The 6,014-nt window shown below is 71.1% G+C and carries 5 protein-coding genes; all 5 read left to right on the plus strand.

Annotation, left to right across the window (positions count from 1 at the left end; translation table 11 throughout):
• Positions 1-132 precede the first annotated feature (132 nt).
• The 5 genes from ASH01_RS21075 (at position 133) to ASH01_RS21095 (ending at position 5,527) form a co-directional block, all read left to right on the plus strand.
• Positions 133-1,017 (plus strand): carbohydrate ABC transporter permease, encoded by an 885-nt coding sequence (locus ASH01_RS21075; RefSeq protein WP_056780839.1) that lies wholly within the window; start codon positions 133-135, stop codon positions 1,015-1,017.
• Complete coding sequence (locus ASH01_RS21080; protein ID WP_056780842.1) at positions 1,010-1,873, plus strand: carbohydrate ABC transporter permease; 864 nt, start codon at positions 1,010-1,012, stop codon at positions 1,871-1,873. The genes ASH01_RS21075 and ASH01_RS21080 overlap by 8 nt, the downstream gene beginning before the upstream one ends.
• A 38-nt stretch (positions 1,874-1,911) precedes the next feature.
• The gene (locus ASH01_RS21085; protein ID WP_056780843.1) at positions 1,912-3,114 is read left to right on the plus strand and encodes a Gfo/Idh/MocA family protein; all 1,203 of its coding nucleotides are present in this window, start codon (positions 1,912-1,914) and stop codon (positions 3,112-3,114) included.
• Between the two features lie 81 nt (positions 3,115-3,195).
• Entirely contained in the window at positions 3,196-3,609 is a 414-nt protein-coding gene (locus ASH01_RS21090; RefSeq protein ID WP_056780846.1) for a hypothetical protein, read from the plus strand.
• A 118-nt stretch (positions 3,610-3,727) separates the two neighbouring features.
• Positions 3,728-5,527 (plus strand): ABC transporter substrate-binding protein, encoded by a 1,800-nt coding sequence (locus tag ASH01_RS21095; RefSeq protein WP_082620064.1) that lies wholly within the window; start codon positions 3,728-3,730, stop codon positions 5,525-5,527.
• Positions 5,528-6,014 lie beyond the last annotated feature (487 nt).

A 6,014-nucleotide genomic window follows, 5' to 3' on the forward strand; every position in this document is an offset into this window, starting at 1 on the left:
GAGCAGGCGTCGGGATCCGTCGGCGCGACCGCGCCCGGCGGCGCCCCGTCGGGGTCGGGGAGCCGGGGCGACACCCCGGCCCCCGGCCGCCGGCCCGGTCTATCCGGTCGATCCGGCGGAACCGGTCGCGGCATGTCGCGGATGCGGCGCAACGACCTCTTCTGGGCGGCGGTCTTCATCCTCCCGACCCTGCTCGGTCTCGTCGTCTTCTACCTGTGGCCGGTCATGCGCACGCTGCTCATCTCCTTCACGGAGACCGGGCCGTTCGGCGGGTCGGAGTTCGTCGGGCTCGCCAACTACCGCGAGCTGTTCGGCGACGCGCGGCTGTGGGGGACGATGCTCAACACCCTGAAGTTCACGGTCGTCGCCCTGCTCGGCATCCCCGTCGCGCTCGTCATCGCGGCGTTGCTCAGCACCGAGGGCCTGCGGGGGGTGCGGATCTACCGCGTCCTCTTCTTCCTGCCCGTGGTGACGATGCCGGCAGCGGTCGGCCTCATCTGGCGCACGCTCTACAACGGCGACGTCGGCGTCATCAACGCCCTGCTCGGTCTCGTCGGCATCGAAGGCACGAACTGGCTCTCCAATCCCGCGACGGCGCTGTATGCCATTGCCGCAGTTGGCATCTGGCTCAGCCTGGGCACGCAGATCGTCATCTTCCTCGCCGCGATCCAGGGCGTGCCGAAGGACCTCTACGAGGCGGCCGCGCTCGACGGCGCGGGCCGCATCCGGCAGTTCTGGTCGATCACGCTCCCGCAGATCAGCCCGAGCGTCTTCTTCATCTCGGTGCTCGCCGTCATCGGCGCGCTGCAGACGTTCGACCTCATCTTCGTCATGACCGGGCCGACGAACCCGGCCTACCCGCAGACCGAGACGATCGTCGCGCAGTTCTACCAGCGGGGCTTCGTCGAGAACCAGCAGGGGTATGCCGCTGCGATCGCCCTCGTCATCCTCGTCGTCATCGTCGCGGTGACCGCCCTGCAGTTCCGGCTCCAGAAGAAGTGGGTGCACTATGTCTGAGCTCGCGACCCGGCTCCCTCGCGCGCGGGGGCGAAAGCGTCTGCGCCGCAACCACCTCGGCGTGCACGCCGTCCTCATCCTCGGCTCGGTCGTCATGATCCGCCCGTTCTTCTGGGAGGTCATGACCTCCCTCAAGACCCTCGGCGAGACGCTGACCGTGCCGCCGACGGTCTTTCCCCGCTCGCCCCGGTGGAGCAACTACGGCGACGTCTTCGACACGCTCCCCTTCGGCCAGATGTTCTGGAACAGCACGATCCAGACGCTCGGGCGGGTGCTCGGCCAGCTCGTGCTGTGCTCGATGGCCGGTTATGCCTTCGCGCGCTTCGAGTTCCGCGGCCGGGGCCTGCTCTTCGGCCTCTTCCTCTCGGTCCTCATGGTCCCGAGCCAGCTCTTCCTGCTGCCGCAGTACGAGATCGTGTCGGGCCTCGGCTGGCTCAACTCGCTCCAGGCGCTCATCGTCCCCGGCCTCTTCAGCGCCTTCGGCACGTTCCTGCTGCGCCAGTTCTTCCTCAGCCTGCCGCGCGAGCTCGAGGAGGCCGCCAAGCTCGACGGCGCGAACCACTGGCAGATCTTCACCCGGATCATGCTGCCGCTCGCCAAGCCGGGCCTCATCGCGCTCGCCGTGCTCGACGTGCTCTGGTCGTGGAACGACCTCATGTGGCCCCTCGTGGTCAACAACGACCCGACGAAGATGCCGCTGTCGGTCGGGCTCGCCTCGCTCATCGGCCAGTTCTCCGTCGACACGACGACGCTCATGGCAGGTTCGGTGCTCGCCACGCTGCCGGTGCTCCTCCTCTTCGTCGTGCTCCAGAAGCAGTTCATCCAGGGGATCGCGTTCAGCGGCTCCAAGGGCTGAGACCCTCGAACCACCACCACCCGGAAGGTGCCCCACCCATGACCGACCAGACCGACCAGCCGGACCTCCGCATCGCGATCATCGGCTTCGGCCTGCGCGCCAGCCTCGCGAGGTACGCCCACCGTCCCGGTGAGGGCAGCCGCGTCACGGTCGTCTGCGACCCGGCCGAGCGGGGCCGCGCGGACGCCGCGGAGCGCATCGACGGCGTACGCCTCGTCGACGGTGTCGAGGAGCTGCTCGCTCCCGACGTGCGCGCCGACATCGACGCGGTGCTCGTCCTGACGCCCGACCACGCGCACGCCGAGCACGCCGTGCGCACCCTGGAGGCCGGCATACCGACGTTCGTCGAGAAGCCGCTCGCGACGAGCGTCGCCGACGCCGACCGGGTGCTCGAGGCCGCGCACCGCACGGGCACGCGCCTCTACGTCGGGCACAACATGCGGCACATGCCGGTCGTCCGGGCGATGCGCGACGTCATCGAGGCGGGAACGATCGGCGAGGTCAAGGCGGTCTGGTGCCGGCACTTCGTCTCGGCGGGTGGCGACTACTACTTCAAGGACTGGCACGCCGACCGGCGCAACACGACGGGTCTGCTGCTGCAGAAGGGCGCCCACGACATCGACGTCATCCACTGGCTCGCCGGCGCCTACACGCGGCGGGTCAGCGCGGTCGGCGCCCTCGCGGTCTACGGCGACGTCACCGACCACCGCGACAACTCCGACCGGCGGATGGCCGACTGGTACTCCCTCGACAACTGGCCGCCCACCGAGCAGCGAGAGCTCAACCCGGTCGTCGACATCGAGGACATCTCGATGGCGAACCTCGTCCTCGAGGGCGGGGTGCTCGCCAGCTACCAGCAGTGCCACTTCACGCCGGACTACTGGCGCAACTACACCGTGATCGGCACGAAGGGCCGGCTCGAGAACTTCGGCGACGGCCCCGGCGCGCTCGTCAAGGTGTGGACCCGCCGCACCGACACCTACCGCGACGACGCCGACGAGGTCATCGAGATCCCGGCGGCCGACACGACGGGTCACGGCGGCGCCGACCCGCTGCTCATCGCCGAGTTCGTCCGCTTCGCCCGCGAAGGCGGCCCGACGATGACCTCGCCCGTCGCGGCGCGTGAGGCCGTGGCGGCCGGGGCCTCGGCGACGACGTCGCTGCGCACCGGCGGTGGCGCGGTCGACGTGCCGGCGCTCGACCCCGCGCTCGTCGCCTGGTTCGAGGGCGGCCAGGCCTGAGGGGTATCAGCGGCGGGACCGGCGCCCTCTGAGGCGTAGGGGTCCGTGGCTCGAGCGGGCCCGTTCCCCGAAGGACGACCCATGAGCGTCACCGACGTCTTCCCGCTGATCAAGGCACCAGATGCCTGGCCCGTGCCGGTCGTCGCGACGGTCGCCATGGTCTGCCTCGCGGGGCTCGACCTGCTCGGGGCGGTCCTCGCCAAGGAGTGGGCCGAGAACGGCAGCGTGCGGGCGCTCGTGCTCGGCGCAGGCGCCTTCCTCGTCCTCTTCTGGGTGTATGCGTCGTCGCTGAGGTACGCCGAGCTGGCTCTCGTGACGATGGGCTGGGTCGTCATGCTCCAGGTCGGGCTCGTCCTCATCGACCGCTGGCGCTACGGGGTGGAGCTGCCCACGGGCAAGTGGGTGGCCATCGGGGTCGTGCTCGTGGCGCAGGCCTATCTCGTGCTCGCGCCGGCGGCCGAGCAGGCGGGCGCCGCGGCGGCCTCCGGCGGCTAGACTTCCGACCACGGACAGGGGTGCTCCGGGTTGCCGTCGGTGCCACCTGCCACCGTGCTCTCCGTGCCCGCCGAAGTCCCGGGTCCGGTCTCCGGTCCGGGCGCCCCGAAGGAAGTCCATGCGTCGACGTCTCGTCCGCCCCACCGCGGTGGCGGCCCTCGGCGTGCTCGCGCTGGCCTCGGGTGCCGCATGCACGACGAGCACCGCGACGCCCGCCCCCACGCGAGGCACAACCGCGAGCACGACCCCCACCGCGGCGCCGACGACCGCGGTCGCGCCGCTCGTCGTCGGGGCCGTCTTCGACCACACGACGCTCGACCCGACGCGGCAGTTCGACCGCAGCGGGGCGATGCTGACGCACGCGCTCTACGAGACCCTGACGACGCTCGACCCCGACGACCCGACCAAGGTCGTGCCCGGGATGGCCGAGTACACCCTGTCCCCCGAGGGCCGGTGGCTGACGCTGCGGCTGCGCAAGGGCCTCGTCTTCTCCGACGGCACACCGGTGACGACCGACGACGTCCTCTTCACCCTCCAGCGCGCGCGAGGGCTGTCCGGTCCGGCCGGCTCGATCCTCGGCACCGTCTCGGCGGTCAAGGTCGACGACCGCACCTTCACGCTCAGCTCTCCCGGCTCGAACTTCGCCCTGCCCGCGATCCTCGCCAACCCGGCCTTCGGCATCCTCAATGCGACGGCGGTCAAGGCGCACGGCGGCACTATCGGCCCCGGTGACGAGGCGAGCTCCTACCTCTCGCAGCACTCGGCGGGCTCGGGCCCCTACGTCATCAAGAGCGTCAGCGGCACCTCCGAGGTGCGGCTCGCGGCCAACCCGATGTGGTCGGGGCCGACCCCTGCCTTCCCCGAGATCGTCGTGCGCAACCTCGACGCGCGGCGGCAGCTGGCCGCCATCGGGTCCGGCAGTGCCGACCTCGTGCTCGACCTCTCGCCGAGCCAGGCCGATGCAGCCACCGGCCGGCCGCAACGGTCGGCCGTCACGGTGACGACGATGCGGTCGAGCTCGCTCGTCTACCTCGCCCTCGGGCGCGACAAGGCCCTCAACCCGTGGACCGCCGACCCCGACTTCACCGAGGCGGTTCGCCGCGGCCTCGACCGTGAGGCGCTCGGCAGGGCTGCCGCGCCCGGGTCCATGCCCGCGGCGGGTCTCATCCCCGCCGGCATCGTCGGTGCCCTCGAGGACCTCGCGCCCTCGCCCGCCCCCACTGACGGCACCGACGGCACCGGGACCCCGACGCCCACGACGTCGACGACCTCGGTCACGCCGGCCCCGTCCTCGTCCGGGACCACGGCGACGCCCGACGGCATCCTCACGACCGGGGCGGACGGCATACCCACGCCCGTGGTGACGCTGCCCGTCGTGCCCCAGCGCGATCTCGCCGCGGCCAGGGCGGCGCTGCGTCGCTCCGGCTACAAGGGCCAGCCGATCCCCCTGTCGTATGCCGCCGACCTGCCCATTCAGGGCATCCCGACGAGCGCCCTGGCGGTGGCCGTGCGTGCGCAGCTGGCGCAGGTCGGCATCAAGGTGCAGCTCAACCCGGCGCCCGCGGCCGAGGCGGTCGCCGCCTACCGCAGCGGACGCACCGCGTTCAGCCTGTGGAGCTGGAACCCCGACTACCCGGATCCCGAGAACTACCTCGCCTTCGCGCCGGGCGAGCTCGTGGGGTCGCGCGCCGGGTGGGCCCGTGGCACCGACACGCTCGTCGACGACCTCACCGAGGCGGCGCGTTCGTCGGTGGGTGACAACCGGGCGGGGGCGTATGCCGTCTGGCAGCTCGCGATGAACCAGCGCAGCCCGTTCGTCCCCCTCCTCCAGCCGTCGACGCGCTTTGCGAGCGGCGAGCGGGTCAAGGTCCTGCCGGGCAACCCGGTCTGGACCGTGGACCTCGCCCGGCTCGGCTGACCAGCCGACTCACGGCGGCTCTCCTCCGGGGTGCTCTCCGGTGTCTCGGTGGGGCTCTCGGTGGAGCTCTCGGTGGGCTCTCCGTGGGCTCGTCACGCGTGTCCGGACGGGCCTCCGGACGGCTCCGTGGAGGGCCTCGGGAGGGGGTCCGGAGGCCCGATTATGAGATCTCGGGGGATGCCCTGTAACGTTCTCTTCGTCAGCCCGACAGGGAGCACCGGACGCCACCGCTGAGCGAAACTTCGCTCGCGAAGTAGGCCGGTCCCGGGGTTGGCGCCACAGAGAGAAGGACCGCTGGTTCGGTCTGATCGACGTGGAAGCCCGCGTGTCTGGCGTGGCCGGTTGGGTCTGCTCCTCGGAGCCGGCGCCGATTTGGACCAGCGCATCGAGGCGGGTAAGTTTGAAGGGTTGCCCCGGAGGCCTCCTCGTTGAGGTGGTTGATGGTGTGTGTCCGATTCTTGAGAACTCAACAGCGTGTCAAAAATCG

The sequence above is a fragment of the Terrabacter sp. Soil811 genome (genome assembly GCF_001429655.1).
Classification (GTDB): domain Bacteria; phylum Actinomycetota; class Actinomycetes; order Actinomycetales; family Dermatophilaceae; genus Terrabacter.

Excerpts from the sequence above, each read along its gene's own strand:
- ASH01_RS21075 (WP_056780839.1), top strand. The coding sequence starts at position 133 with ATGTCGCGGATGCGGCGCAACGACCTCTTCTGGGCGGCGGTCTTCATC.
- ASH01_RS21080 (WP_056780842.1), top strand. The coding sequence starts at position 1,010 with ATGTCTGAGCTCGCGACCCGGCTCCCTCGCGCGCGGGGGCGAAAGCGT.
- ASH01_RS21085 (WP_056780843.1), top strand. The coding sequence starts at position 1,912 with ATGACCGACCAGACCGACCAGCCGGACCTCCGCATCGCGATCATCGGC.
- ASH01_RS21090 (WP_056780846.1), top strand. The coding sequence starts at position 3,196 with ATGAGCGTCACCGACGTCTTCCCGCTGATCAAGGCACCAGATGCCTGG.
- ASH01_RS21095 (WP_082620064.1), top strand. The coding sequence starts at position 3,728 with ATGCGTCGACGTCTCGTCCGCCCCACCGCGGTGGCGGCCCTCGGCGTG.